Origin of the sequence: Aneurinibacillus thermoaerophilus (assembly GCF_900099925.1) — a bacterium.
GTDB classification, from domain to species: Bacteria; Bacillota; Bacilli; order Aneurinibacillales; family Aneurinibacillaceae; genus Aneurinibacillus; species Aneurinibacillus thermoaerophilus.
This window is the reverse complement of sequence record NZ_FNDE01000006.1, coordinates 100,868-125,098: the sequence shown is the minus strand read 5'-3', so window position 1 is coordinate 125,098 and position 24,231 is coordinate 100,868. Positions and strand designations below refer to the sequence as shown.

Annotated in this window: 22 protein-coding genes and 3 pseudogenes; 5 read left to right on the top strand and 20 right to left on the bottom strand. The window is 40.0% G+C overall.

Annotated elements, in window-relative coordinates:
- Window positions 1-259 (top strand): RNA-guided endonuclease InsQ/TnpB family protein (locus BLR88_RS05460; protein ID WP_139184919.1); only part of this gene is annotated, 259 nt, incomplete at its 5' end.
- Between the two features lie 201 nt (window positions 260-460).
- Here the strand turns inward: BLR88_RS05460 and BLR88_RS19405 are convergent.
- Window positions 461-622 carry a hypothetical protein gene (locus tag BLR88_RS19405; protein ID WP_156423999.1) on the bottom strand — a complete coding sequence of 54 codons (162 nt, stop codon included), beginning with the start codon at window positions 620-622 and terminating at the stop codon, window positions 461-463.
- Window positions 623-801: 179 nt separating this feature from the next.
- Between BLR88_RS19405 and BLR88_RS05455 the strand changes: the two genes are divergently transcribed.
- Window positions 802-2,340, top strand: a complete 1,539-nt coding sequence (locus BLR88_RS05455) for a recombinase family protein (RefSeq protein ID WP_091260135.1) — start codon at window positions 802-804, stop codon at window positions 2,338-2,340.
- A 47-nt stretch (window positions 2,341-2,387) separates the two neighbouring features.
- Here BLR88_RS05455 and BLR88_RS20055 read toward each other — a convergent pair.
- Window positions 2,388-2,481 (bottom strand): annotated as a pseudogene (locus BLR88_RS20055) (RNA polymerase subunit sigma-70); the annotation flags it as partial.
- A 24-nt stretch (window positions 2,482-2,505) separates the two neighbouring features.
- A complete protein-coding gene (locus BLR88_RS05445) occupies window positions 2,506-4,011 on the bottom strand; it encodes a recombinase family protein (RefSeq protein WP_057900471.1) in 1,506 nt (501 codons plus the stop codon).
- A 295-nt stretch (window positions 4,012-4,306) separates the two neighbouring features.
- On the opposite strand from BLR88_RS05445, the gene BLR88_RS05440 reads away from it, so the two are divergent.
- Window positions 4,307-4,765, top strand: a complete 459-nt coding sequence (locus BLR88_RS05440; protein WP_091260134.1) for a DUF2642 domain-containing protein — start codon at window positions 4,307-4,309, stop codon at window positions 4,763-4,765.
- 71 nt (window positions 4,766-4,836) lie between these two features.
- Here the strand turns inward: BLR88_RS05440 and BLR88_RS05435 are convergent, their stop codons facing one another.
- The 6 genes from BLR88_RS05435 to BLR88_RS05415 form a co-directional block, all read right to left on the bottom strand.
- On the bottom strand, window positions 4,837-5,532 hold the full coding sequence (locus BLR88_RS05435) for a L,D-transpeptidase family protein (protein ID WP_057900468.1): 696 nt from the start codon (window positions 5,530-5,532) through the stop codon (window positions 4,837-4,839).
- Window positions 5,533-6,321: 789 nt separating this feature from the next.
- Window positions 6,322-7,527, bottom strand: a complete 1,206-nt coding sequence (gltS, locus tag BLR88_RS05430; protein ID WP_057900467.1) for a sodium/glutamate symporter — start codon at window positions 7,525-7,527, stop codon at window positions 6,322-6,324.
- A 19-nt stretch (window positions 7,528-7,546) separates the two neighbouring features.
- The gene (gene hutG / locus BLR88_RS05425; RefSeq protein WP_254778231.1) at window positions 7,547-8,512 is read right to left on the bottom strand and encodes a formimidoylglutamase; all 966 of its coding nucleotides are present in this window, start codon (window positions 8,510-8,512) and stop codon (window positions 7,547-7,549) included.
- Window positions 8,513-8,886: 374 nt separating this feature from the next.
- Window positions 8,887-9,093, bottom strand: coding sequence for a helix-turn-helix domain-containing protein (locus BLR88_RS20470; RefSeq protein WP_322787648.1), 207 nt, complete (start codon window positions 9,091-9,093; stop codon window positions 8,887-8,889).
- A 35-nt stretch (window positions 9,094-9,128) separates the two neighbouring features.
- On the bottom strand, window positions 9,129-10,241 hold the full coding sequence (locus tag BLR88_RS05420; protein WP_322787647.1) for a sigma-54-dependent transcriptional regulator: 1,113 nt from the start codon (window positions 10,239-10,241) through the stop codon (window positions 9,129-9,131).
- Window positions 10,216-12,276, bottom strand: a complete 2,061-nt coding sequence (locus tag BLR88_RS05415; protein ID WP_254778229.1) for a transporter substrate-binding domain-containing protein — start codon at window positions 12,274-12,276, stop codon at window positions 10,216-10,218. Before BLR88_RS05415 ends, BLR88_RS05420 begins: the two co-directional genes overlap by 26 nt.
- Window positions 12,277-12,472: 196 nt before the next feature.
- Between BLR88_RS05415 and BLR88_RS05410 the strand changes: the two genes are divergently transcribed.
- Together BLR88_RS05410 and BLR88_RS05405 are read left to right on the top strand one after the other, a co-directional pair.
- Window positions 12,473-12,931 carry a LysM peptidoglycan-binding domain-containing protein gene (locus BLR88_RS05410; protein ID WP_057900464.1) on the top strand — a complete coding sequence of 153 codons (459 nt, stop codon included), beginning with the start codon at window positions 12,473-12,475 and terminating at the stop codon, window positions 12,929-12,931.
- Complete coding sequence (locus tag BLR88_RS05405) at window positions 12,931-13,491, top strand: transposase (RefSeq protein ID WP_091260130.1); 561 nt, start codon at window positions 12,931-12,933, stop codon at window positions 13,489-13,491. The genes BLR88_RS05410 and BLR88_RS05405 overlap by 1 nt, the downstream gene beginning before the upstream one ends.
- Window positions 13,492-13,724: 233 nt before the next feature.
- On the opposite strand, the gene BLR88_RS05400 is transcribed toward BLR88_RS05405, so the two are convergent.
- The 11 genes and pseudogenes from BLR88_RS05400 to aceA form a co-directional block, all read right to left on the bottom strand.
- The gene (locus tag BLR88_RS05400; protein WP_057900462.1) at window positions 13,725-14,051 is read right to left on the bottom strand and encodes an ArsR/SmtB family transcription factor; all 327 of its coding nucleotides are present in this window, start codon (window positions 14,049-14,051) and stop codon (window positions 13,725-13,727) included.
- A 108-nt stretch (window positions 14,052-14,159) separates the two neighbouring features.
- Window positions 14,160-16,277: pseudogene (locus tag BLR88_RS05395) on the bottom strand (heavy metal translocating P-type ATPase); the annotation flags it as partial.
- Between the two features lie 412 nt (window positions 16,278-16,689).
- The gene (locus BLR88_RS05390; protein WP_091260127.1) at window positions 16,690-17,640 is read right to left on the bottom strand and encodes a siderophore ABC transporter substrate-binding protein; all 951 of its coding nucleotides are present in this window, start codon (window positions 17,638-17,640) and stop codon (window positions 16,690-16,692) included.
- A gap of 315 nt (window positions 17,641-17,955) precedes the next feature.
- Window positions 17,956-18,714, bottom strand: coding sequence for an iron ABC transporter ATP-binding protein (locus tag BLR88_RS05385; protein WP_057900459.1), 759 nt, complete (start codon window positions 18,712-18,714; stop codon window positions 17,956-17,958).
- The gene (locus BLR88_RS05380; RefSeq protein WP_057900458.1) at window positions 18,708-19,658 is read right to left on the bottom strand and encodes an iron chelate uptake ABC transporter family permease subunit; all 951 of its coding nucleotides are present in this window, start codon (window positions 19,656-19,658) and stop codon (window positions 18,708-18,710) included. The genes BLR88_RS05385 and BLR88_RS05380 overlap by 7 nt, the downstream gene beginning before the upstream one ends.
- Window positions 19,648-20,601 carry an ABC transporter permease gene (locus BLR88_RS05375; protein ID WP_057900457.1) on the bottom strand — a complete coding sequence of 318 codons (954 nt, stop codon included), beginning with the start codon at window positions 20,599-20,601 and terminating at the stop codon, window positions 19,648-19,650. Before BLR88_RS05375 ends, BLR88_RS05380 begins: the two co-directional genes overlap by 11 nt.
- 344 nt (window positions 20,602-20,945) lie before the next feature.
- Window positions 20,946-21,314: pseudogene (locus BLR88_RS05370) on the bottom strand (sigma-70 family RNA polymerase sigma factor); the annotation flags it as partial.
- A 115-nt stretch (window positions 21,315-21,429) separates the two neighbouring features.
- On the bottom strand, window positions 21,430-22,119 hold the full coding sequence (locus BLR88_RS05365) for an LrgB family protein (RefSeq protein ID WP_057897997.1): 690 nt from the start codon (window positions 22,117-22,119) through the stop codon (window positions 21,430-21,432).
- Window positions 22,112-22,498, bottom strand: a complete 387-nt coding sequence (locus BLR88_RS05360; RefSeq protein ID WP_139184918.1) for a CidA/LrgA family protein — start codon at window positions 22,496-22,498, stop codon at window positions 22,112-22,114. Before BLR88_RS05360 ends, BLR88_RS05365 begins: the two co-directional genes overlap by 8 nt.
- Window positions 22,499-22,724: 226 nt before the next feature.
- Complete coding sequence (gene yhfH / locus BLR88_RS05355; protein WP_082705893.1) at window positions 22,725-22,850, bottom strand: protein YhfH; 126 nt, start codon at window positions 22,848-22,850, stop codon at window positions 22,725-22,727.
- A 96-nt stretch (window positions 22,851-22,946) separates the two neighbouring features.
- A complete protein-coding gene (gene aceA / locus BLR88_RS05350) occupies window positions 22,947-24,227 on the bottom strand; it encodes an isocitrate lyase (RefSeq protein WP_057897995.1) in 1,281 nt (426 codons plus the stop codon).
- Window positions 24,228-24,231 lie beyond the last annotated feature (4 nt).

The window sequence follows — 24,231 nt, the reverse complement described above, 5'->3', positions numbered from 1 at the left end:
AAAGAGTATTGCAGACGCAGGGTGGAATCAACTTGTGCAGTTCACCACTTACAAGGCTGAAAGTGCTGGTAAGCGTGTTGTTCTGGTTGATCCACGAAACACAAGTCAACAATGCTCAAGCTGTGATGAAATCGTAAAGAAAACATTGGCTGTACGGACACATCGTTGCCCTTCTTGTGGATTTGAATGTGACCGTGATGTAAATGCCGCCAAAAACATTCTCAAACGGGCAGTACAACAACTACAAAACGTGTCGTAAGACACGCTAGGCTAGGAACTAGCCTTCGTGGAGAGTGCGACAATAGTCGGCTCGATGAAGCGAGAAGCTCTCCAATTTATTGGAGAGAGGTTCACTTGCGTTAGTCCAACGACTTCTCGTGCTTCTTTAAGGCGTTCTCCAATCACCATCGTTCCTGTAAATGTTTTGTCAAGGCTATGCTTGTCTTATAGCGGCTCCTTTTCAAGAGCCGTCTTGCTTTTGGAATTGCAAACACTTTGCGATTGCAGGGTTTACACGGGACCAAAACTCTTTTGCTGGAATTCGGCACAAATATACCCGGATATTTGTATTTCCTTGTTTCCCTTCATAATCTGGCTTACGCTCCTGTTTTTGTTCATCCATCTCTGCATCCCCCGGTACATCTATATGCGAATGGACAGAGCGGACAACATTGGAAGTTTTCAAACATAAAAGAAAACACGATTCATTTAGAACAGCTTAACCGCTTTAAACTTTAAAAAAATGATTGTAATCCATTAAGCATAAAATGATAGCAGTATCAAAAGAAAGGAGGAAAAGGCATGCGTGAATTTCCGAAAGACCTAAATCACGTTGCTATGTACCTGCGTAAGTCTCGCGCCGACATTGAAGCTGAAATGCGGGGCGAAGCCGAAACCCTTAGCAAACATAAGAAAGCTTTACTAGAACTGGCGTACAAAAACCGATATAATGTCATCAAAATATATGAAGAAATTGTGTCTGGCGAACGTATCGCTGACCGACCTGAAGTCATCAAATTACTTACCGAGGTCGAAGATGGTGTATATGATGCCGTCTTATGCATGGACATCGACCGATTAGGCCGTGGTGACATGCGCGATCAAGGCACAATCATTGCCGCATTTAAAGAATCAAAAACGCTTATCATTACACCACAGAAAAGCTATGACCTGGAAGACGAATTCGATGAGGAATATTCCGAGTTTGAAGCGTTTATAGCACGCCGGGAGCTTAAGATTATTAATAAGCGTCTCCAACGTGGCCGTTTGGCTTCTGTAAAAGAAGGAAAATACATCGGTACAAAACCACCATATGGATATGATCGTGGCAAAGATTTAATTCTCATACCGAATGAGAAAGAAGCTGAAATCGTACGACTCATCTTTCACTGGTATGTCAACGAAAAGATAGGAACATGCCGTATTTCTCGCCGATTAAATGAGATGAAAATTCTTTCTCCAGCCGGTAAACAATGGTCACCATACTCCGTTGCTGCTATTTTAAAAAATGAAGTCTACATCGGCCGCATGCAGTGGCGAAAAACATATCGAAACAAAAAGAAAGGGAGCGGCTATATACGTCCTCGCGAAGAATGGGTCGATGTTGAAGGAAAGCATAAACCACTGGTGTCAAAAGAAATGTTTCAGCAAGCCCAGCGCAATCTGCAAAATAAAACTGTTGTACCAAACCGTACAGGCTTAAAAATTACCAATCCCCTCGCTGGCTTAGTCCGCTGCGGCTTTTGCGGTGCTGCAATGGTAAAGCGCCCATATGTGCATCAAGCACCACACATAAGATGCAGTAACGTAAACTGTCGCAACAAAGGTACACGTTTTGAATATGTCGAGCGTGCCGTTCTAAATGAGCTAGAAAAGTGGCTGAAAGAATATGTGGTAAACATGGAACAGGTAGAAAAAGAAGTGTCTGTTTCGACAGAAGTGCTACCTGCTATTTCCGAAACGGTTATACAAGAGTTAGAAAAGCAGTTGATCGAATTGGAGAAGCAAAAGAATAATCTGCACGATCTATTAGAGCTTGGGATTTATGATGTGGATACTTACTTGGAAAGGAATCAAAACATTATGGCACGCATTGTCGACACGAAAGAGGCACTAAAAAATGCGAAAGAAGAAATGGCTCGCATACATGAGCAGGAGGCTACTAAAGAAAACCTGTTACCGTGTATACGGCACATTATCGAAGCGTATCACAGGACAGACGATATCGAAAAGAAAAATGACTTGTTAAAACAGATCATCAAAAAAGTAATATATACCAAAGAAAAGCATCAACGAGGCGATAACTTCAGTTTGGAAATTTTCATTTTCCTGCCGAAGTAATTCGTCTCTCCTTTCTCCACTTATCCACAACAGATAACGTTTAATGTTACATTCATTTCCTTCTTTATCTGTTCCAATTGGATCGTGAAGGGAAACATCCTTTTTTGTTTTCTTTAACGAGCGCAAATGCATTAAAATCTCAATTATAAAGTCAATAGATACGTATTAATATGTGAAGATTTCAATGTGATCTTCATAAACGATAATCTCCCGAATTAACTGACGAATGATTTTCTGCTTATCATCAAAAGTAAGAGCATCTGGATGTTTGAACAGATAATACTCGGCCGCCTCGCTCAACAGGTTCTGATTAAATCCGGCTTCTTTTTCTTCCCTTATTCTAGCCTTCAGCTCTTTTAGTTGTTTTGTCGCCGTTTCTTCTTTTTCTTTTAATGTACGCATGATGTCGCATACTTCTTCTTCTCCACTATCCATTCCTATAGCAAATAAAGAAAGAATTCTTTTACGTCCTTTTTTCGCTTTTTCTATTTCTTTTTCTAAGCGTTCCATCTCCATCTGTTCAAATGGAATTTCACTTTCCTGTTTATCGTATTCGGCCGCCGCCGCGATCTCATTCGGGTTCTCAAGCCAAGAACGAACCGTTTTCCAGATTTCATTATCGAACTCTTCACGCTTTACTTTCCGGCCACATCCTCTGTTCTTTGCTCCAGCTGTACTTTTAATGTCGGTATACTCATATACGTATTTACCCCAATTCTTCGCGCGTCGGCCTGTCATCGTATTACCGCAATGAGCGCAGCGAAGCAGACCACTCAACAAATACTGGTGTAAGCCTTTTTTTGCCCATCGTCGCCGTGAATCTTGCAACAGCTTCTGTGCGTATTCGAATTGCTCTCGTTCGATAATGGGTGGGCAAGGAATATGAATCCATTCTTCTCTCGGACGCTGTCTCACTGGCACACGCTCGTCTGGAGCTTTGTGTTTGTTACCTAGCATCCCTTCTGTGTTCCATCTATTCTGATAGAACTCCCCGATGTATGCCCGATTCATCAGTATCTGGCGTACCACCTGGCGATGCCATACCCCTTTTCCTTTCTTTGTAGGGATCGCTTGTTTTGTAAGATAATGAGCAATGCCATTCATTCCTTGCACAGCTCCTGGTTTGGTGAACAAGTCAAAAATAAGACGAACGATAGCAGCTTCCTCTTCATTAATAATCATCTGTTCCGTTTCTTTATTATAACTATATCCATACACCTGAAAGTCACGTAGCACTCGACCTTGTCTTGCCTTCTCGCGTCGACCGCGACTCATGCGCTCATTGATCTTCGCTTTCTCAAATTCAGCAATCGCACCACGCATACTGTAGAATAACTGCCCTTCCGGTGTACGCGCATATTCTCCATTCACAAAAACAAGTTCGATGCCTTGCCGATCAAATTCTTCTGTGATAAGAAGTTGGTGCATCAGTTTCCGTGATAAACGATCCGGATCCAAGCATACTACTTTCGTAATTAACCCATCTCGAACGTCCTGGCGAAGTTGTGACAAAGCCGGTCGATCTAAAAACTCACCAGAAACCCCTTCATCTATATACTCTTTGCATTCATTTGTCCCTGACTTTTTCCGACATTCCCTCACTTGGCTCTCCAAGCTGAAGCCGCTCTTCGCTTGTTCTTCTGTACTTACCCGTGCGTAAATTCCGATCATGAAGCTTTTCCCTCCTATACTTCTCTTTGAGATAAATATAGCAGGCAAGCATATTCTTATCGGTACAATTCCCTTTCATAATTTTCACATGCATCCGCATATCACCTCGTTAATGGATGGTATGCAGATGCCGCTTGACCTCATGCAGGATCATCCATAACAGCTCGAGATGTTTTAACGAAATCGCATTTGTCAATAATAAAATCAAAAGAACGACTTAGGCATTTACCCTGAGGCATCTCACCATATTTTGAATATACTCCTATTGTACCTTATAAATAAAAGGAGGAAAAAAATGTATTATCCATCTTATTCTCATGGTGTTTACCCCTATAATGCCTATCCTTATCATGCCTACCCTATGCCTAATGGATACGATTTTTACTCTGTTTCTAACCAAGCTCAGTATAAACTACCTGAAAGAAAAAAAACTACCGCTCAAAAAGAGGCCACCCCTGAGAAAGTGGTCATAACAAATGGTGAACTTATTTCTAAAGAAGAGCCTACCTTTGGTGAGCTTATCTCTAAAGAAGGTTCTCCCCTCAAAGAGGAATCCACTTCTAAAAAGAGCAACACTTTTACGAAACGATTGCTCAATCACTTAAACCAAAGAAAGGGAAAAAACATCTCCGTTGCAACTCCGATTAAAGAAATCCAGGGAAAACTAGAGGAAGTTTTTCCTGATTATATTTTAGTGAATATGGATGGACAGCATTACCATATTAGGTGGGAGGGGATTGTTTACATCAGTTAGAACCCAAACAAGAGCAGCCGTTCTTTTTTCGAAACGGCTGCTCTTGTTTATACCGTAATCTCAAAACTTTATTATTCAATAATTCCTAAGTAAAGTAAATCTGTATCATGAATCTGTTTCGTTACAGGCAAATGATTCTGTTTTTGAAATTGAATCACGGCTTGTTCTGTACTCCAATCAAAAATGCCGTGACACTTACCCTGATAAAAACCAGCAGCCTGAAGACGATTCTGGACAAGTTGAACCAGCGCTCCACGCGAGCCGCGTACCAGTACACGATACGTCAAATCTTTATGGCCGGTAATGGGCCCTTCTACGATAACCTTTGTTCCTATTGGAACGATCTCATACAGTTCTTCTATATCTCGATTTCGCATGCGAAAACAGCCGTGGCTAACATGCTGACCGATAAGATAAGGTTTGTTCGTACCGTGTATCCCATATGTCCCCCATGGCACATTTAATCCAAGCCAACAACTTCCAAAGCCACCGCCCCATCCCTCATCCTTCGAAACAATACGAAAGATTCCTACTGGGGACGGGGTGTCGAGCGCACCTGAAGCCACTTTAAAGGTTTTTGTTATTTTCCCCTCTTTAATAAGCTGAAGCTCCTGATACCATAAGTTAATGCGGATTTCGTAAGAAGAGCTCGATTCATCGCCAGAATGAGCCGTTACTGTACATAAAATGAAAGCAAGAATAAAAGCGATAACCAAGGTAATTACCAGCTTTGTGAAATTAAGCGAAAAAAAAACTGCTGTTTTCATGAAATATATCCCTTTCCACAATTAAATCACATGCATAATATTTTATATGGTTCCCTTTGTTTTCATCGCTAATCAAAAAATTTTTCAATAGGGAAAGAGGTTCATACTACTTTGTATAGGTCTTATCTTGCCCCATGAAAAATCCCTCCTGTATTTACAGTGATGGTTATACCAAACTGTCTACACAAGAGGGATAATATTAGGTGCTCTAATTACTCCGTTGTTTTCTTAGCTCTTGATCGTTCATGTCCATAAAAACACTATTACCATATTTCAGTTTTCGAAAAATAAGCCACGCTGTCACTCCACACAAAACAACCATAATCATAATAATTACAAAGTAAATTCCCATTATAGCGTTCATTTTTTACGCTGATTCCTTCGTTTTTCCCACTTTTGTTTTTCCTTTTGCCAGTACTTCTGTACGCACGATTCCCAATTACTTTTCGGATTAGGCATAATCACTTTTACTTCCATATTTATAACCTCCTATAATTTTCCACACTTTTATTATGCATCAAATTAGAGGAGGTTATAACTAATACTTGTCGTCAAATTCTTCGTCGTTACTGTCGTTTCCTGGCGACATAAATAAGAAAATGACGAACGAATTTTATTTTACTATCTATTTACACTTTTTTTTTTTATATTGACCTGATAGTACCCAGCACTGTACCGTCAAAAATTTTGTGTAAGCAAGCAGGGTATCCACCGAGGGGGGATAGAAAATCGGAATCAACTACCTTGTTAACTGTAGCAAAAACAAGGATGAAAACAATGGACGCACTTTTATTTAAAAAAGTTAATAAAAGATATAATGCTTGGTATTCCGAATAAGTCAATTAAAAATGCACCAACGACAGGAACAATCAAAAATGCGCGCTTCGATTCTCCATACCGTTCTGTAATCGCTCCCATATTTGCCATCGCATTTGGAGTACCTCCCAAAGCATGTCCGGACAAACCGCCAACCATAACGGCTGCATCATAATCTTTCCCCAACAAACGGAATACGACAAAAATACCGTACAAAATAATAAACAATACTTGGAACACTAAAATAACGAACAGCGGAACCGCCAAATCGAAAATTTCCCAAATTTTCAAATTCATTAATGCCATAGAAAGGAAAATTCCCAGCGAAACATCTCCGATAAGGTTTACACACTTCAAATCAAACTTCATAACGTGAAAACGATCATTAAGATTTCTGATAATAACGGCTAAAAACATCGCGCCAACATACTCCGGCAAAACAAAGCTTGTTATTTGTGCAAAAGATTTACTTATAATAACGCCGAGACACATACAAAACGTGATCAAGCAAATGTGCGTAAAAATACGGTGAGAGGTTAAAGGCTCATCATGTTTATTCATACCAACGACCGCTTCAAATGTTTTAATTTCTTCATTTGAAGTTTCAGGTTTTAAATCGTATTTATTTATCAAATATCTCGAAACCGGTCCGCCAATTAGGCTGCCAAAAATAAGGCCAAAAGTAGCCGCCGCGAAGCTGATAGTGGTAGCTGCCTGAACGCCCAGCTCTTCAACAGTCGGCCCGAAAGCGCCAGCCGCTCCATGACCGCCTTCCATCGAAACCGCTCCCGCCATAACGCCCAATAACGGATGAATCCCCAGAACTTGCGCAAGTGAAACGCCAATCACGTTTTGGAAAATGGCGACAAAACCACAGAGAAGCCAGTAAACAATAAGCAATTTTCCACCTTGTCTTACGAGCGAAAAGCTCGCACCTAAACCAACCGTAGTGAAAAAGGCCAGCATAAACGAACTTTGCAGCGAAACATCCAGCGTGATCGTCCCTACATTCAGTTCCTTAAGCACCATAACGAAAATAGAAAAGAGCAGACCGCCAATTACTGGGGCTGGTATACAAAAACGATGTAAAAATTTTATCTTTTTTCTTATAAAGTATCCGAACAACAAGAGTAAAACAGATAAGAAAAGTGTTTCAATTAAGCTAAATTCCAATTTCATATCTTAACCACCTATAAAGTTATGCTAAACTGTCGATGATTTCATACAACATCGTAGCGGCAAGTTTCACCGTAAGACCGCTTTCATCTAATGTCGGATTGATTTCAGCGATATCAAAGCTTAAAACCTTTTTATGTTTTACGATGTCTTTTAAAAAGTATTTAACGATTTTCGGGTCAAGTCCGAACGGCTGCGGAGCGCTAACACCAGGAGCATCGCTTGAACAAAAAACATCACTGCACAAAGTAAGCATGATCGTATCACTTTTAGCAATAAACTCGTCGATCTTTTTGCTAACTTTATCTAAATGAAGCAAAGAAATCTCATCTTCACGAATATATTCACATCCGTATCGTTCCGCTGTTTCAAATAAATATTTTGTATTTCCGCTTTTTTGAATTCCGACACATAAATAACGGAACGTTTTATTTGCGGCCACAAATTCATCCGCAATTTGTTTAAACATCGTACCGGAACTGGTTGTCTCGTCATACGATCTCATATCAAAATGCGCATCAAAATTGATAATTCCAATATTTTCAATATCTTTCTTGTACTTTTTATGGCCCAGAAAATGTCCATACGCTACTTCATGACCTCCGCCTATAATCAGCGGAAAAATGTTTAGGTCCAATATTTTTTTTATGGCTTCGCCCAATTCTTTTTGGGCTTCTTCAAGATTTCCGTCATCACAGCTGACATTCCCGAAATCAAATAGCTTGATATCTGAATGAAAATTGTACGGTAAAGAAGATAACGATTTTCTAATGGCATCCGGAGCATAATACGCACCTGTTCTTCCCTTATTTCTCCGTACGCCCTCATCACATCTGAATCCAATTATTCCGATAGCGCTTTCTTTTTGCTTTTCATTGAAAGTTGCCAAATTTTCGATTCTTACAACTTGATGCAATCTAAACATCTCAGTTACCGACTCACTATCTGTTCTCCCCATCCAGTATTCTTTTGCTGCTACAGTATACACTTTATACCTCCATGATTTTCTTTCATGTATTTACTTCTATGATGATTTTGTTTAAAAAGCGTTACAGAAGCATGTTCTCATCAGCATCCTCCTTAATTTTTCAATGTTTTCTATATATCGAAGCAATATTTATGCCAAGAAAATATTTACGAAATAGGTAAAGTCATAATAAGAAAAACTCGCGGGCGTTGCCCTCCGGTTAGACTGGTAAAATATCTGGGTACCTCTAGGAGGGAGACAATTGCCGGTCTTTCTCTCCCTCCATGCCACACGCTCCACATGGAAAAAGCCACGTTTGGCACACGACTCACGAGTTTTTCCTCGTTTACTTATAAAAAGAAAGTAGGCGAAAATTGCCGGGCGGCAATTTTCGCCTACTTTTCTTCCCGATATTTTTTTAATTTTTCCCGCAATGTCCGCTCCCCGATTCCGATTATTTGCGCCGTTTTTCTTTGATTCCCGTTACAAGCGGCTAAATTATGCAAAATAACTCTTTTCTCAATTTCCTCCATCGTTTCGCCTACATAAACAGGAATTAATGTATCGCTAATAAATGCCCGGTTGTTTTTCCGAATTTCCACCGGCAAATCGACTTTTTGTATACAGAAAGAACCCGTTAAAGCAATGGCTCTTTCAATCTATTCTGTAATTCCCGAATGTTCCCCGGAAAGGCGTATTGCTGTAAAAGCTGAAGCGCTTCCTGAGAAATTCCTTCAACAGGTTTTCCCATTTTATCGCTATATTTTTTAATAAAGAATTCTACTAACAGAGGAATATCTTCTCTTCTTTCCCGCAGGGAAGGAAGCTGAATCGGAATCACGTTTAATCGGTAATACAAATCCTCACGGAAACGGTTCTCTTTTACTTCTTTTTCCAGGTTCCGGTTCGTCGCCGCAATAATACGAACGTCTATACTGATTTCTTCAATCCCACCAATCGGCATTACTTTTTTCTCCTGAAGAACACGCAAAAGTTTACCCTGTAAAGCTAAATCCATTTCACCGATTTCATCTAAAAAAATCGTTCCGCCTTCCGCCAGTACAAACAACCCGGACTTTCGTTGTACCGCTCCCGTAAACGCTCCCTTTTCATATCCAAATAGTTCCGACTCTAACAAATGGCCCGGAATGGCCGCGCAATTAATCGCCTGAAATTTTTTGTTCCTTCGCTTACTTTGATAGTGAATCGTTCTCGCTACTACCTCTTTTCCTGTTCCGCTTTCTCCGGTAATCAGTACATTGGAGTCAATGTCTTTAATTTTATCGATTAAAGTAAAGATTTCGCGCATGGCTGCACTTTTTCCAATCAGTCCATAGTTATCCGTCACCTTATCCAATTCATGACTCAACCATTGAACTTTGGAATGCAGCGTATATACTTCTTCCGCTTTTTGCATTAATACTTCCAATTCATCAATGTGAAGCGGTTTTGTCGCGTACGAAAACGCTCCCTTACGCATGGCTTCCACAGAAGAAGGGATGCTTCCGTAAGCCGTCATGATAATGACAATAGTGGAAGGAGAAATACGTTTTATTTCTTCCAACACGTCTATTCCGTTGTATTCTCCGATTTTTAAATCCAGCAACACAATGGCAATGTCCACCCTTTCGAAAAGAGGAAGAGCTTCCCGCGGGTCAGTAAAGGCATAAACATGATATCGGTCTTCCAATGCAAACGTTAATGACTGGCAAATCGCTGGTTCGTCATCGATAATCATAACATGATACATCATCTTCATCCTTTCTACAGCACGGTAAACATATGGTGACAGTCGTTCCTTTTCCCTTTATGCTTTTTACATCAATTGTCCCTTTATTTTCTTTCATAAGCTGATATGAAATGGAAAGCCCAAGTCCGACCCCATTTGCTTTCCTGCTATAAAACGGCTCGAAGATTTTGTCAAGCTCGTCCTCCGAAATTCCTGCTCCAGTATCTTCAATCTGCATAACGGCAACATTTCCCCGGTAATATCCGCGAATGGTTAGCGTTCCGTGTTCATCTACCGCCTGAATGGCATTTACGATAATATTCATGAGTACTTGTTTGATTTGTTGTATATCCGCAATGGCCTCAATCTTCTCAGGAAACTCCCAAACTATGTTTATCTGTTTTTCTTTTATTTTCGGTTTGAATAACCTTACAATCCCTTCAGCAACATCATAAAGCGAACAGATTACGGGTTCTGATTTTTTCGGGCGCGCATAATCGAGCAAATCGTTAATTAATGCATTAAGGCGAGTGATTTCGCTGGAGACATGCTGGGAAAAGAAGGAACGAAACTCCGCATTGGCAAATTTCTTCGGAAGCAATTGCGTATACGTAAGAATCGACATTAAAGGATTGCGGATTTCATGGGCAATTCCCGCTATCAGTTGCCCCAAAGAACGCAGCCGATCTTCCTGGGCTACCTTTTTTTCAAACTCTTTTTGTTCTGTAATATCCAGAAAGTTGAGCATGACGCCGACACTATCCCCCGTTGTCGTTTTAATCGGATAAATGCTATAGGTAATGTACCTTTTTTGGGAAGGAGTTTGCAGCCAGGTCGTTTCTTTTTGCAGGAACATTTTTTTATCCTCTAACGCTGCGTTAATTTCTTGTTCAGGAATAAACTTTACAATAGGCGTTTGTTGGAAAGGCCTGCCCACGGCCTTTTCGTTTAGACCCAAATACTCCATTGCCCGGCGATTGATCATGGAAACAGTACCTGCTTGATGCAAGGTAATAAAAGAGCTGTAGGCACTGTTTAGCAATTGCTTCTGAAAGTAAAGATTTTCTTTCAGAAGTACCATCTTCTCTTCCAAATCTTTATTTATTCTTTCAATTTGCTTTGTTCGTTTGCTCACTTCCTTTTTTAACATGCGGTTCCACCATAGTATGAAAGTAATGATAATAAGGGTAATAACAAGCCCGGTTTCCAGATAAAACAAGGTTTTGCGCAATACCGGGGCAGACGGCATGATATATTCTCCAAACCACTTTTTCTCTATTTTTTCATAGGTTCCATCGCTTTTGATTCGATCAATTCCCTGGTTAAATAGCTTTAACAGACCATTATTTTTCGGCAAAACAGCGATAGCATAAGCTGTAGGATCAAGCGGTTCGCCGACAATTTTGATCAATGATTGCTGCCTGCTTTTTTGAAGGAAGTATTGGCCGGTAATCCTGTTGCCCACAAAAGCGTCAACCTTTTCTTCCACCAGTAATTGAACGGCCTCTTGCTGGTTATCGGCTTCTATCAACTGTACGTGATTCACTTTATTTAATAAGTCGTTGGCAACATCGCCTTTTTGCACCGCTACTTTTCTTCCTTCCAGATCATCGATTTGTCTAATATACATGTTATCTTTTAACACAAAAATCGCCTGTGAACTTGTAAAGTAAGACTCGGAAAAATCATATACTTCCTCACGTGCCTTACTATACTTCATGCCCTGAATCGCATCTACTTTTCCCGAGCGCAAGGCTTGTACCGCCTGATTCCAAGGCATAGGATAATATTCAATATTGATACCCGTCTGAATAGAGATAGCGTTCATAATGTCGACATTAAAACCTGAGTAAACTCCTGAATCGCTTAAATATTCAAAAGGAGGAAAATGATTGTCCCCCGCAATCCGGATTGCTTTTTTCGTTTCCTGATAAGCAATAGAAGGGAAAAACAGGCACGAAACAAACACACATATCGCTATACTAATACGGAGGACAACTGGATTTCGCACATCTATTCTCCTTTCCTTACTTTCCGCCGCGTACAACAACATCATCTCATATACATGCCCAGATAGCTCCGCTCACAGTTTTTCCCTTTATCCTCTCTTCCCTAAAACCGTAAAAGAATACCGATATATCAAGGAGAGTTGACATAAATAAGCCCATCTTTTCATCTGGACACGAACGAAGAATCCCCAGGAACATATAATGGCATAGTCAAATAACCAAATAATGAATGGAGGAAAGTATATGGAACGTCAATTCACACCATTTGGAGGTTTTGGAGGACCTTTTTTCCCGCGTCGTCGCTTTTTCCCTTTTTTCTTCTTCTTCCCGTTCTTCTTTCCTTTTTTCTGGAGGGAAGATGAACGAGACGGCATGTATTCTGTTCACACATGTGCAGAAGGAGACACTTTGAAAAAACTGGCTAAAAAATATAATGTTCCTCAACCGGTTCTTGAAACGATGAATCCTCACATTCAAGACCCGCACATTTTGCGTCCAGGAGAAATGCTCCATATTCCACGTATGGATAAAATGTATTGTCAAAAAATGTACATGGAATATGAGGCACCGGACATGGCAGCACCTTCACAAATGTATATGGGAGGACAAATGCCTTATCCGATGTATCCGGGACAGCCAACATCGCCTTATACAGGAATGGCTTATCCTACGGACAGTTACCATTCATATAAGGATTCTTAATAAACCGCGACCGGGGCCTGCATCTGTGTCTTACCTACGACGATGGCAAGAAAGCACCGAACCCGCCGGGTTCGCATACATGCGCCATTGACCCGGGTGAAATTCATACGCTTGCAGCCGTCGCAACAACTGGAGACAGTCTCATTGTGACCGGACGAAAAATCCGAAGCATTCACCGCCTGCGTAACAAGAAGCTTGCAGAGCTTCAGCGAAAAATGAGCAAGTGCCAGAAATACAGCCGCCAGTGGAAGCGGTACAACCGAGCCAAACAATATCTTCTTTCTAAAAGTAAACGCCAGTTACAGGATGCCTTGCACAAAACGACGAAACAGTTTGTCGAATGGGTGGTCGCCCAGCAAGTGAACGAAGTCTACCTTGGAGACGTCGAAGGCGTCCAGCGAAAGAAGAAAAAGAAACGTTCTCGCTGCCACAATCAGCGAATGAGCCAGTGGCAGGTTGGGAAAGTAAAGAAGTACCTAACGTACAAACTGAAGGGTGTGTTGCTGAATGATTCCCCTCGCAGACGGCACGTGTCTGTAAGATCAGCGACAACCCGCTGATCGCCTGTTCTGCCGAGGTGGATAGTTCAGAAACCCCCACTTCAACCTATGGTAAGTGGGGGAGGTTCATACTCCAAAATAACGTGGATATACAAAGTCAGATAGTGCTTATCTCCTTTGTTTTCTTCAACACTTATGCAACGCTTCCGAAATAATATACTGAATCAAAGACAAGCGGCCGCTTTGTGTCGTTGTTTTAAGCAGATTATTTCAAGAATGAACCTCACTAATGATTAATCATGGCATGCGTGATGGATAGCCTGGCGCAGCAAATCCATCACATGCTCATCATCATGCGAGTAGTACAACATAGTTCCGGCCCGTCGGAATTTCACAAGCCTTAAGTTTTTCAGAAACCGAAGTTGATGCGAAACCGTAGACTGCAACAAGCCAAGCGCTTCTGCAATTTCACTAACAGCGCATTCTTTTTGCGACAATAAATACAAAATTCGAATGCGCGTAGGGTCTGACAATGCTTTAAATGTTTGCGAAACCATGAATAAGGTTTCCTCATCTAAATTTTCGCATGATGCTGAATTGAAGTTTTCGTTATGCTCCATCTTCTTTCTCCTTTCTTATAAAATATATATCACTTTTGATATTTCAAATTTTCTCTTCCTTCATGCTTCCCTCAACCCCCGGAAACATGTTGGAATATCCGTTTGTTTTTACTGTATATGACTCACTCTTAACACCCTCATCGAATTTAATACCGCCAGTACGGTTACGCCAACGTCAGAGAATACGGCTTCCCACATTGTCGCGATCCCAAACGCACCGAGAAGCAGGAAAAATCCTTTTACAGCCAGAGCGAATATAATATTTTGCCAGACGATTTTTCGGGTACGTTTAGCAATCGTAATGGCCGTTGCGATTTTCGATGGCTCATCTGTCATGATAACGATATCTGCCGCTTCAATTGCCGCATCGGAACCTAATCCTCCCATGGCAATTCCAACATCTGCCCTTGCCAAAACAGGCGTGTCATTAATGCCATCACCAACGAATATCAACTTTTCTTTCTGGCTTTTGTGAGCGTCTAATCTTTCGATCCATTCGACTTTATCCTGCGGGAGCAACTCAGCATATACTTCATCTACCCCTAATTGTTGACCGACTTTTTCCGCTACATTTTGCGCGTCACCTGTAAGCATGACCGTCTTTTTGATTCCTAATTGCTTTAACTGTTGAACGGCACGTCTGGCATCTTCTTTTGGTTCGTCAGAAATAACGATATATCCTTCATATGCTCCATCGATTGCGATATGAATAACAGTACCCAATGTTTCGGGATGAATAAAGTCAATTTGCTCTTTTCGCATCAGTTTTGCGTTTCCTGCAAGAACGTTTTTACCATAAATTTTTACTTTAATACCATGTCCTGAAATTTCCTCGTAGCCTTCTATAACACCTTTGTTTACATCTTTTCCGTATGCTTGCAGAACGGATTGCGCGATCGGGTGATTGGAATACGATTCCGCAAAAGCGGCATATTCTAACAGTTCATCTGCTGTTAGCTTTCCTTCGGTTTGAATATGCGTTACGTTAAATACGCCTTTAGTTAATGTACCGGTTTTATCAAAAACTACATATTTTACATCATTTAATGCTTCTAAGTAGTTGCTTCCTTTCGTAAGGATACCTTTTTTGGAAGCGGCACCGATCCCTCCGAAAAATCCGAGCGGAATGGAAACAATGAGAGCGCATGGGCAAGAAATAACGAGAAATACTAATGCCCGATATACCCAATCAGAAAAAAGCTCATTAGGAATCAACAAAGGTGGAATAACTGCCAATAATAAAGCGCCAAGCACGACGACAGGCGTATAATAGCGCGCAAATTTCGTAATAAAGTTTTCTGTTGGAGCTTTCCGGCTGCTCGCATTCTGCACAAGATCCAAAATTTTCGCCACGGTGGATTCGCCATATTCTTTTGTAACCTTGATCGTTAATACGCCATTTTTGTTAATAAATCCGCTCAATACTTCGCTGCCTGCTTCTACTTCTCTCGGAACCGATTCACCCGTTAACGCGGACGTATCAACCATAGAGCTTCCTTCGATAACTTCCCCGTCCAACGGAATTTTTTCACCCGGCTTTACAACAATAATATCATCTGTCCGCACTTCTTCAGGGGAAACGGTTTTCATCTCGCTTCCGACTTTTATGTGTGCATAATCCGGACGAATATCCATCAATGAGCTAATGGATGTACGTGAACGGTTTACTGCAATTCCTTGCAAAAATTCCCCTATTTGATAGAAGAACATCACACCGACAGCTTCCGGAAATTGCTTAATGACAAACGCACCGATTGTCGCAATGGCCATTAAAAAATTTTCGTCAAATACTTGCCCTTTCGCTATATTTTTTACGGCACGGAGTAAGACATCACCACCGACAATGACATAACTAAGCAAGAATAAAGTAAGTTCAAACGGAAGCAATAACTTTGTCAATCCGGCGATGAGCGCAATAGCTCCGCCAATCGCCAGTCGAATGAGCAACCTCTTTGTACGGCTTGTATCGTGATGACGGCTATGTTCTGTATGGGAATCTTTTGTTTTTTCAGTAATTTCTATATCCGGTTCCAGCTCGTTTATAATTGCTTTCGCCTGCTCGACTACTTTGCGGGAATTGCTTCCTTCTTTCACTTGTATCGTCAATCGACTTGATACAAAATCAACATTTGCCATTTCAACTCCAGCCAAAGCTTGAACTTTCCCCTGTATTTTATTGGCGCAATTGGCGCAATCCAACCCCTCTAACAATAATTCTTTTCTTATTGTCACAGTATTCTCCCCTCTTCTTTCCTTCATTTATATACGTACAGGCTTGTGTGAAATCTTACGTTGCATGATTATCAAAAATACATGATATTGAATATATGAGCATTTATTCATATATTTAATTATATTGTATTTTTATTTTTTGTCAATTGTTACAATTAATCACTTGCATTCAATTTCAGAAACATAATACAGATCATGCGATGTACGATATACATGTCTTTGATGTTTCGACATCTGGATGGTGAGAAGAGAGACAGGAAAAGGAACCTCTCGGCTGGTTAGGATACAAATGCTATAGTGGACGGAGCATAAAAATGCCGACATTCCTCTACGCCATTAAAATGACGAGCGTCCTGTCGGCATGAACATGAAGAAATCTCAAATCATTTGTCATCAAACTACCGTTCTATTTTATACTCGCTTCTACCTCTTTCACCATTTCTGAAACCGAAACGAGTCCTCCACCGGAAAGATACCAGTAGTTAGGGTCTAAATATACAACGTTGCCATTTTTATAGGCTTTGGTGTTTTTCACCAATTCATTTTCTACAACTTGTTTAGCAGACGATTGGCCACCTACAACCGCTCCCCTATCGATAACAAATAGATAGTCGGGATTTTTTTCAACGATATATTCAAAAGAAATGCTCTTGCCATGAGTAGATGCTTGAATATTTTTATCGGCCGGAGTAAAGCCAAACTCATCATGAATAATACCAAACCGGGAACTTGGTCCAAAAGCGCTAACTTTGCCGTCATTCGCCAATATAATGAGGGCATTTTTGCCTGTAGCAGATGCTTTTTCTTTTAATTTTTTAACATCTTCTTTAACTTTTGCTAGTTCTTTTTCTACCTCTGACTCTTTGTTAAAAATCTTGCCTAATGTTTTAGCATTCTCTTCAAAGGATTTCATATATTTCTTTGTATCTACTCCTAAATAAATCGTTGGAGCGATTTTCTTAAATTCATCATATAATTTTGACTGTCTTCCGGAAATAATAATTAAATCCGGGTGAAGCGCATTAATTTTTTCAAAGTCTGGCTCTAGCAAGCTGCCTAAGTTTGCATACTTATCATCTTTAAATTTTGCAAGATACGGAGGAAGATGGCTTTTTGGCAAACCCGCTACTTCGATTCCTAACTTATCTAAAGAATCTAATGTACCATAATCAAAAACAACAACTTTCTCAGGATTTTTCTTTACTTTCGTTTCGCCTAATTGATGCTTGATTGTAATTTCTTCACTTTCTTTTGTCGGTTCTGATCCCTTCGACACCTCATTGGAACGATTTGAACCGCATGCAACAACAAGCGTTGCTAAAACGGCAATGATGAAAAACATAAATGCTTTCTTCATTTTTTCACCCCTACTAATTTTTTATTTAACATCGATGATGTCGCATATTCGTATACATGAGCCATACCGTAAACCATTTTATTCGTATCGCTGAAACTCATACCTTTTTCTACCAATATGTCGAAATATCAGTGTACATTCAGATGGGTATCTCTCGTAATGTTACGATGATAATAGTAATCATTACGAAATTCCTTCCATACGTATGAGTGTTGCATACGTTTAGCTTTTCAAAAGGAAAAGTTTTTTAGGGTATGACTCCTTTATACTTTTTGCGAAATCATCGAAATTAGCAAACTGAATACAATGATTTACTTAAGAAAAGTAAACGCAAATTTTATTGTCATTTATGTCCTCGATCTCAATATCCATATCATAAATTTCCTTTAATACGGAATGATCGATAATCTCATCGGTAGTGCCTTCTCTTACTATCTTCCCATCTTTGAGTGCAACGATATCATCCGAATAACAGGAGGCAAAGTTAATATCATGTATAACGATAACGATCGTTTTGCCCAATTCATCAACCAATCTTCTTAATATCTTCATAATTTGAACAGAGTGCTTCATATCCAAATTATTGAGCGGCTCGTCCAAGAGAATATACTCCGTATTTTGGGCAATAACCATAGCAATATATGCTCTTTGTCTTTGACCTCCACTTAATTGATCAAGATATTTGTTTTGTATATCCTCCAACCCCATATATCGAATCGCTTCATCAACATGTTTCCAATCCTCTCTAGAAAGTCTTCCTTGAGAATAAGGAAAGCGTCCAAAAGAAACTAATTCTCTAATCGTTAATCGAAGACCAATATGGTTGGATTGCTTTAGAACCGATATTTTCTTTGCCAAATCATTACTTTTATACTGACTAATCTCCCTATTATCTATGTAAATTTCTCCTTCATCCTTATGTATAAGGCGGCTGATCATAGATAATAGCGTACTTTTACCAGCTCCGTTCGGCCCAATAAAAGAAGTAATCTTCCCTTTGGCTATTTTTACCGATACATTGTCCACTACTTTTTTGTCGCCGTATTTTTTAGAAACATTTCTTACATCTACCATGATCGATTCTCCCTTAATAGTAGATATATAAAGTAAACGCCACCGATGAAGTTGATAATTACGCTTAATGTTGTGGAGAAGGTGAAAACTCTTTCAACAATCAATTGTCCACCGACTAATGCAATGATACTGATGAAAATTGAACCTAAAATTAAATATTTATGTTGATACGTTTTTAAAAACTCATAGGTGACATTCACTACAAGCAGTCCTAAGAAGGTGATGGGGCCAACCAAGGCCGTTGAGATTGAAATAAGGATAGCCACTACGATTAATAGCCTTCTTACAACATAATCATAATCTACCCCCAAGTTTATGGCCTGTTCTCTTCCCAGTGCCAATACATCCAAGTATTTGGTAAGCCTTGAAAAATAAACGGAAACGATGAACACAGAAATACTGGCAATTACGAGAAGATCAGTATTAATATGATTAAAACTGGCAAACATCTTATCCTGTACGATCTGAAATTCATTAGGATCGATGAGCACTTGCATAAAAGATGATAAACTTTGGAATAATGTTCCAAAAATTAAACCTATCAATAACAGAAAATAAATATTTTGCTGTTCTCTCTTAAAGAGTAATTTATATAACACTCCCGAAAACAGAATCATTAAGCCTACAGAAATCACAAAGTTAACATTACTGTTCATCATTGTTAGCGTAGCAGATCCAAATATGAAAATAACAAAAGTCTGTATTAACATATATAACGAATCTAAGCCTAATATACTCGGGGTCAAGATTCTGTTATTCGTAATGGTCTGAAATACTGTTGTCGCAAAAGCAATTGCCCCCCCGGTTAGCATAATCGCCAGCACCTTCTTTATTCTTCTCGGAAGGGCATAATCCCAATTTCCACTAAGATCTATAAATAAAAAAAGTACAATGAGTATTGCTGCAATAATAGCAAGGACACCTGTTTTAGCTTTATAACCCATATGCCTTTCTCCTCATCAGTAGATAAACAAAAATACCACTTCCTATGATTCCAACTGTAAGACTGATTGAAATCTCGTACGGATAGATAACGATACGACCGAGTATGTCACAGAACAGGACAAATACCGCCCCTAATAAAGCTGTATGAGAAAGACTTTTTTTCAAATGATCGCCTCGGTATATCGTGACAATGTTCGGGATAATAAGGCCTAGAAAAGGAATCATCCCTACTGTCAGTACTACTGAAGATGTCATTAAGGCTACAATAATCAATCCTATATTTACCACTTGCTTATAGTTCAGCCCCAAATTTTTTGAAAAATCCTCGCCCATTCCTGCTACAGTAAATTTATTGGCAAAAACATAGGCGATGATGAGCAAAGGAATACTAATATACAAAAGCTCATATCGGCCTTTCATAATCATTGAAAAATCACCTTGTAACCATGAAGACATATTCTGAATTAAATCATACTTGTAAGCAAAAAAAGTCGATATGGAGCTGATAATATTACCAAACATCAATCCTACCAACGGTATGAAAATAGTATCTTTGAATTTTATCTTCTCTAAAATTTTCATAAACAGAAACGTTCCAAGCAACGCAAAGATAAAAGCAACGAGCATCTTTTGCAAAGGACTCGCCGTCGTGAATATCATTAAGGAAACCAAAATTCCTAATCTGGCGGAATCCATCGTTCCAGCCGTAGTCGGAGATACGAACTTATTCCTGCTTAGCTGTTGCATAATTAAGCCGCATATACTCATACTTACGCCGGCAATAATAATGCTAATAAGACGAGGAAGCCTGCTTACCAATAAAATTTGAGCTTTATCGTCCGTTAAATCAAAAATATCTAAAGGTGATATATCTTTTACACCAATAAAAATAGAAATGAATGACAAAACAATGAGTGTAATAAATAAATATCTTTTTTTCATGACTTTCCCTTTTCTTTTGGTAACTGGTAAGTTTTATGTATGGAATTCATGCTATGATAGAGCAAAATTAGAGATAATGATATTCATTATCATTATTGTTCGCAATTAATATTATAGCATGTCATTGGAATAGATCAACACTGTTCGACATAGCACATCTAAAGAAATGCACACGCATCACACGCTCGTTACGGTAAAGCGCAGAAGCAGAGTTTTATTTTTCGTTAGTGTTTTGCATGTCTGCTTACGCTTATTTTATCGTGGCCATTCATACACGATGATTCACAATGACGATGGGGAATGTTAAGATAAAAAAGAAAAGAAGGGCCTAGTTAACTCCCCTCTCTTTTATGCACTGCTATTGACATTAGAATCTCATTTTCAATGCACCGTGCGGCATATGTAGCTAGTTTTGTTCCTTTGCTTTTCTTGTAGCTTTCGATGGCTTTGATGAGACCGATAGTGCCGATGGAGATAAGGTCTTCGCTGTCTTCCCCTGTGTTTTCAAATTTCTTGACGATATGAGCCACCAAACGCAGATTGTGTTCAATCAACCTGTTTCGCGCATGCTTATCTCCTTCTGCCATTCGTTCCAGATACATATTTTCTTCTTCTTCACTTAACGGTTGCGGAAACGCATTATTTTTGATGTATGACACGAACAGCATCAAGTCTCTGAAAAACATCGTGATTACCGTAAGTAACCCTGCCATCGCGTTCACCCCCAGATTATTCGCCCTTATCTTCAGCCTATGAGGCGAACGCCTATCGCGTGCCTGTACGTTGTTCAGATGTAATCTTAATTTTTTCGTAAAAAAACAAGTGGTTTCACTTTGTAAGCCACGGAATCACAAACGGGGCAAGAAAAGAAACGAAAATTCCGTTGAGCCCCATAGCTACTCCAGCGATCGCTGCCTGAAGCTCCCCCTCTGCTGCGGCTTGCGCAGTTCCGATCCCATGAGCCTGCGTGCCAAAGGCAAGCCCTCTAGATAAAGGATGATAAATCTTCATTTTATTCATAATCCAAGGACCTGTCATGGCCCCTACCATTCCTGTTAATATTACAAAAATAGCGGTCAGAATCCCATCTCCGTGAATGATTGAAGCCACCTCGATAGCAATAGGGGTCGTGATAGTTTTTAAACTCATGGAACGAATAATTTCAGACGATAGATGCAGGCTTTTTAACAGAAAAACGGTCACCATTATACTAACTAGGGAGCCGGCTAACAACCCTGCAAATGAAGGAATGATATTTCGAAATAAAACTTCTCGGTTTTGATATAACGGGATAGCAAGTGCCACTGTAGCAGGACCCAAGAAAAAAGCCAAAACATCCTTTGTGATCTGGTATTCCGTGTAATGAATGTTACTGCATACAAGAACAAAAATAATGAGTAAAGTGCTTACAAACACCGGGTTGGTAAAAGGGGAAGAATATCTTTTATTTAAGAACAGACTCCACATATAAGCTCCAGCCGTTACTGCAAAAGTATATAACGCGATTAATTTATCCATATCGTCGCTCTCCCCTTTGTAGATATTCTTCTTGCTTATGTTCTTTTTTATGGATGAGAAATTGAGAAATACCCCCAGTTGTGTAAATTCCGATCCATAAACTTATCAAAATAAGAAGCAAAAAAATCCAGCCTTGATGTAAAAAAAGATGCCCATAATTCATTAATCCCACCGCAATCGGAATAAAAAAGAGAGATAAATGCTTTAACAAAATGGAAGAACCTTCTTTAACCCAATGTAATGGTACAGCTCCCATCATTAATAAAAGAAAAAGAAGTAACATCCCGATCAAATTTCCGGGTAAAGGAAGACAGGAAACCTCAACAATGAGATTTCCCAGTTCATTAAGCCCGCACAAAAATAAAATTTGAATGGACATCCGAAGGGCCAATCGAATCTTCCCCTTCACATCTCCCACCCCTATCTATAAATTTAAGTAATATTTATCATTTGGATTTTTACTTTAAATATAAAAACTTCAGGATAGGGCGCAAACCCTATCCTGAAAGCAAACCAATATCCAGGCAAAAATTTGATTTCTATTCTAACATTAAGCACCAAAAAAAGGGCATTCCTACAGGGATACATTCATTTTAATTGTTCTTTTATTCTTCCATATTATTTATGCACCGTTCACAAAGATGTAGATAGGATTCGTATTGTTCTCTAATTTCACAGCCGCATTCAATGCATTCTTTTTTCGGAAGATTCTTGTGGAATTCCGATTCCATTTTAGATTCCTCCAGTTTGCTATTTATTGCCCAGTGCTGTATAATAAATAAGAATTATCTATAAAACTCATCAGCCTAGATAGTAGAAAAAGTGAATTAGGCTTTGGTGAACTGTTCGGCTTCTGTTGAACCGGCAAGCGCGATCGTGGAAGAGGTTCCGCCGCTAATAACTTGAGAAACTTCATCAAAATAACCGGTACCAACTTCGCGCTGATGCCTTGTCGCAGTGTAGCCGTATTCTTCAGCAGCAAACTCTGCCTGTTGCAATTCGGAGTACGCCGCCATACCGCGCTCTTTATAGCCACGAGCCAAATCAAACATACTATAGTTAAGAGCATGGAAGCCGGCGAGGGTAACAAATTGGAACTTGTATCCCATTTTGCCTAGTTCAATCTGGAATTTTGCGATGGTTTCATCATCCAGCTTCTTCTTCCAGTTAAAAGAAGGCGAGCAGTTATAGGCAAGCAGTTTTCCAGGGAATTTTTCATGAATCGCTTCGGCGAAGCGTCTTGCCTCTTCAAGATTAGGTTCAGAAGTTTCACACCAAATCATGTCCGCATATGGTGCATATGCAAGTCCTCTGGCAATCGCCTGATCAAGACCTGCTTTAGTCCGGTAAAATCCTTCCGGAGTACGCTCACCCGTAATGAACGGAGCATCATACGGATCGGCATCGCTAGTAATTAAGTTTGCTGCGTTTGCATCTGTTCTGGCAATTAATACAGTCGGAACTCCCATTACATCGGCAGCCAATCGTGCGGCAATGAGGTTGCGAACAGCGGTTTGTGTTGGCAGCAGAACTTTACCACCCAGGTGTCCACACTTCTTCTCAGAAGATAATTGGTCTTCGAGGTGGACGCCAGCTGCACCTGCTTCAATCATGGCTTTCATCATTTCGAATACGTTTAACGGGCCGCCAAATCCTGCCTCAGCATCGGCAACGATTGGAGCAAACCAATAGATATCATTTTTTCCTTCCGCATGATGAATTTGATCTGCACGTTGCAGAGCCTGATTAATACGCTTTACGACATGCGGTACACTGTTTGCCGGATACAAGCTCTGGTCAGGGTACATATGTCCGGCAAGGTTCGCATCAGCAGCAACCTGCCAGCCGCTCAGGTAGATAGCTTTTAACCCGGCTTTTACTTGTTGAATGGCCTGATTTCCCGTTAAAGCGCCAAGCGCATTAATATAGTCTTCAGTATTTAAGAGATGCCAGAGACGCTCAGCACCCATGCGGGCAAGTGTATATTCGATTTGAATAGAGCCACGGAGCCGAATTACGTCCTCTGCTGAATATGGTCTCTCAACCCCTTTCCAGCGATCATCTTTCCAGCTTTCCTTTAATTGGGATACATAATGTTCTTTCAACATAATC

Bases quoted from the DNA above. Each gene is read 5' to 3' on its own strand.
- BLR88_RS19405 (WP_156423999.1), bottom strand. From the start codon at position 622: ATGGATGAACAAAAACAGGAGCGTAAGCCAGATTATGAAGGGAAACAA.
- BLR88_RS05455 (WP_091260135.1), top strand. From the start codon at position 802: ATGCGTGAATTTCCGAAAGACCTAAATCACGTTGCTATGTACCTGCGT.
- BLR88_RS05445 (WP_057900471.1), bottom strand. From the start codon at position 4,011: ATGATCGGAATTTACGCACGGGTAAGTACAGAAGAACAAGCGAAGAGC.
- BLR88_RS05440 (WP_091260134.1), top strand. From the start codon at position 4,307: ATGTATTATCCATCTTATTCTCATGGTGTTTACCCCTATAATGCCTAT.
- BLR88_RS05435 (WP_057900468.1), bottom strand. From the start codon at position 5,532: ATGAAAACAGCAGTTTTTTTTTCGCTTAATTTCACAAAGCTGGTAATT.
- gltS (WP_057900467.1), bottom strand. From the start codon at position 7,527: ATGAAATTGGAATTTAGCTTAATTGAAACACTTTTCTTATCTGTTTTA.
- BLR88_RS05420 (WP_322787647.1), bottom strand. From the start codon at position 10,241: ATGTATCATGTTATGATTATCGATGACGAACCAGCGATTTGCCAGTCA.
- BLR88_RS05415 (WP_254778229.1), bottom strand. From the start codon at position 12,276: ATGATGTTGTTGTACGCGGCGGAAAGTAAGGAAAGGAGAATAGATGTG.
- BLR88_RS05410 (WP_057900464.1), top strand. From the start codon at position 12,473: ATGGAACGTCAATTCACACCATTTGGAGGTTTTGGAGGACCTTTTTTC.
- BLR88_RS05400 (WP_057900462.1), bottom strand. From the start codon at position 14,051: ATGGAGCATAACGAAAACTTCAATTCAGCATCATGCGAAAATTTAGAT.
- BLR88_RS05390 (WP_091260127.1), bottom strand. From the start codon at position 17,640: ATGAAGAAAGCATTTATGTTTTTCATCATTGCCGTTTTAGCAACGCTT.
- BLR88_RS05385 (WP_057900459.1), bottom strand. From the start codon at position 18,714: ATGGTAGATGTAAGAAATGTTTCTAAAAAATACGGCGACAAAAAAGTA.
- BLR88_RS05380 (WP_057900458.1), bottom strand. From the start codon at position 19,658: ATGGGTTATAAAGCTAAAACAGGTGTCCTTGCTATTATTGCAGCAATA.
- BLR88_RS05375 (WP_057900457.1), bottom strand. From the start codon at position 20,601: ATGAAAAAAAGATATTTATTTATTACACTCATTGTTTTGTCATTCATT.
- BLR88_RS05365 (WP_057897997.1), bottom strand. From the start codon at position 22,119: ATGGATAAATTAATCGCGTTATATACTTTTGCAGTAACGGCTGGAGCT.
- BLR88_RS05360 (WP_139184918.1), bottom strand. From the start codon at position 22,498: ATGTCCATTCAAATTTTATTTTTGTGCGGGCTTAATGAACTGGGAAAT.
- yhfH (WP_082705893.1), bottom strand. From the start codon at position 22,850: ATGGAATCGGAATTCCACAAGAATCTTCCGAAAAAAGAATGCATTGAA.
- aceA (WP_057897995.1), bottom strand. From the start codon at position 24,227: ATGTTGAAAGAACATTATGTATCCCAATTAAAGGAAAGCTGGAAAGAT.